General features: G+C 34.4%; 2 protein-coding genes and 1 tRNA gene. 2 read left to right on the top strand and 1 reads right to left on the bottom strand.

All coding sequences use genetic code 11. The features are described from left to right. Positions 1-51 precede the first annotated feature (51 nt). Positions 52-128 (top strand) — tRNA-Asp (locus MV589_RS10820). 126 nt (positions 129-254) lie between these two features. Next, a complete protein-coding gene (locus MV589_RS10815; protein WP_297434759.1) occupies positions 255-1,874 on the top strand; it encodes a YcaO N-terminal domain-containing protein in 1,620 nt (539 codons plus the stop codon). On the opposite strand, the gene MV589_RS10810 is transcribed toward MV589_RS10815, so the two are convergent. Then, on the bottom strand, positions 1,867-2,907 hold a 1,041-nt coding region (locus tag MV589_RS10810; RefSeq protein ID WP_297434757.1), incomplete at its 5' end, for a glutathionylspermidine synthase family protein. The genes MV589_RS10815 and MV589_RS10810 overlap by 8 nt on opposite strands.

Here is a 2,907-nt window from a genome sequence, read left to right as displayed (position 1 = left end):
TTGAGCGAAAGGTTCTAACGCCGAGTAAAGCAAAAAGCATAATTTTAGAGTGCGGTGGTAGTTCAGTTGGTTAGAATACCTGCCTGTCACGCAGGGGGTCGTGGGTTCGAGCCCCATCCACCGCGCCACTCTCTATTTTTTACAACATAGACTAATAAATCCTATTTACATTTTTTTAATAATTAAATTTCTTATCATTAATGCTATCCAAGGCATTTGGAGATATAATTCTCTAAATAAAGGATATAAACATAATGAAACTATTCACTAAAGATGCACTTCTGGAAGAATCACTTACAAAAATGAAAAAAACTTTGTCCGATATGGCTTGTGAAACTCAGTTTTCTTTAGAAAAGAATCCTCTTGAAAATTGCTACTCTGTCAATCTTACTTCAAAAGAAGCACCAAGGCATATATATTCAAATGGAAAAGGCATATTTTCAGAAGCTTCTATGGTAAGTGCTTTGGGTGAGTATATAGAGAGACTTCAAACAAATAACTTTTTTATAGACTTCTATCTTCCTCAGAGAAAACAGTATCCTGATGAAGTGGCATTTGAGTTTGGAGGAAAGTTTTTAAATGAAGAGTTACGAGCTATTTATGATGAAGATGGAGAGCTTTGTGATGAAGACCTAGTAGATTTTAATAGTGACTATGAAGACAAAATAGTAGCACTTCCTTTTATAGAACAAGGTACAAATAAAGAGGTCTATTTTCCCATAAATATACTTGCTAATCTTTATGTGAGTAATGGTCTTGCAACGGGGAATACTCCTCTTGAAGCACAAGTTCAAGCATTGAGTGAAATTTTTGAACGCTATGCAAAAATAGAAATTATTAAAAATGGATATGCTTTACCGAAGTTTCCCAAAGAGCTAATAGAATCATTTCCTAGAGTCAATAAAGATGTAGAATCGCTAAGGGCATTAGGTTATATAGTAGAAGTCCTAGATGCCTCTTTGGGTGGAAAGTTTCCTGTGACCGCTATCTCTTTTATAAATCCAAAAAAAGGCACACTTTTTGTCTCTTTTGGGGCACACCCCATTTTAGAAGTCTCTTTGGAGAGAACTATGACGGAGCTTATGCAGGGGCGTTCTTTAGAGAATCTTGATAGCTTTGAAAAACCGACATTTGATATGAGTTTAGTTGCGGATAGTTTTAATCTAGAGTCACACTTCATAGACTCAAATGGAAAACTTGGCTTTGGCTTTTTAAGTGCTAAAAAGAGTTTTGAATATGCTCCTTGGAACTATAATGGTAAGAGTACAAAAGAAGAGCATACATACTTAATGAACATTTTAAAGAACATGGATAAAAAGAGCTATATACGAGAGTATGACTATTTAGGTTTTTACTCTTGTCAGCTTATTGTTCCTACTATCTCAGAAGTTTATCCTATGTCAGATTTGATTTATAATAATAAAAACAATGGAAAAAGAGTTCGTGATATGGTGCTTAACTTCAAAGATTATGATCCACAGGATGTGATGATAGAGATAGAGCAGTTGGAAGAGTCGCTAAATATGGAAAAATATATTGGTGTTATATTTGAAAATAACTTCACTCTTCGAGAGTTTAAAGCACAGGTGTTTTTTGCACTTGGGGAGATGGAAGAAGCTCTTGAACTACTTGAATACGGAACAGATATTATAGGTCACATCATAGTAGAAATAGTAAAAATGGAAGAGTCTGAACTGGAGTTTAGCGATTATGAAGAGGCTTTATATACTATTTATACACAAGAGAGAGTGGTTAAGGCTTTAAAAGTATTGGATGGTGATCTACTTTTATGCGACACTACTCTACATCAAGACTATCTAAATATGCTTGATATGTACGATAGGCTAGAGGAGAAGAAAAGGCAATTTATATAATTATATGCCCGACAAATTTACTCATATTATCTAAAATATCTCCACCTTTTCTAAAAGAGAGACCACAAGCTTCATAGGCAAAAAAGAGACCTGCTTGATATTTTGCTCCATGTATATCTTTTGGAAATTCTATATACTCTTGATATACCTTTTTATAATTCTCATATGGTCCATCTGTCTGGCTCGTAACAGATTTATCTGCATTTATGATTTTAGTATTTGCACCTTCTCTCCCAAAAACTGGCTTTTCTACCTGTTTCAGACCATTTAAAGGTTCAAATGAGGTTTGTAAAAGATAGGGTGAATCTGGAAAAAGTTCATAAAGAATAGCAAGCATTCCTTTTGATTGAAAAAGAAGTGTATATGCAGGATTAAGTATTATCGCTTTTTGATTTAGCATAATATTTGAAAGTGTAGTGGCAAGTTCTGGCTCATCTACTGCTATATCTTCCCATGGATAGAGTTTAAACCAGTAATCATACTGATTTCCCTCAGCATCATAAACCCCTGTATCATCAAATTGAACATTATTAAGATACTCAAAATGTGTTACAAAACCTGCATCAGTTGCCATCTGTTGGAGTAGTCTTGTGGTGGCTTCTTCTTCATCATTTCCAGCAACGCAAGAGAAGAGAATTTTCCAACCATCATAGTGTGCATCAAAACTGCTTGTATCATCAAAAAGAGTCACAAGGCGTTTAAAGTTATCACTGATAGCTTCATAGACATTGTTAAACTGTTTTTCATCATCCATATTGTTTGATTTCAATATACCCCATTGGAGCAGGGCAGTCTCAAAAAGGGCAGTTGGTGTATCTGCATTAAACTCAATGAGCTTAATATCTCGCCCATCAATACCACCTGCTAAATCAAATCGTCCGTAAATATGCCAATGTACATCATTTTCCCAAGATTTTTTAATCATCTCAATAAGGTTAAAAGGAATACCTAAATCAAAAAATAGATTATTTGCTATAACATACTCTGCAGCTTCGACATACATATCATATATTGCGTTTGTAGCTTCATAGTA

The organism is Sulfurimonas sp. (assembly GCF_026991475.1).
Classification (GTDB): Bacteria; Campylobacterota; Campylobacteria; order Campylobacterales; family Sulfurimonadaceae; genus Sulfurimonas.
This window is presented reverse-complemented; position numbering and strand designations above follow the sequence as displayed.

Bases quoted from the DNA above. Each gene is read 5' to 3' on its own strand.
- MV589_RS10815 (WP_297434759.1), top strand. From the start codon at position 255: ATGAAACTATTCACTAAAGATGCACTTCTGGAAGAATCACTTACAAAA.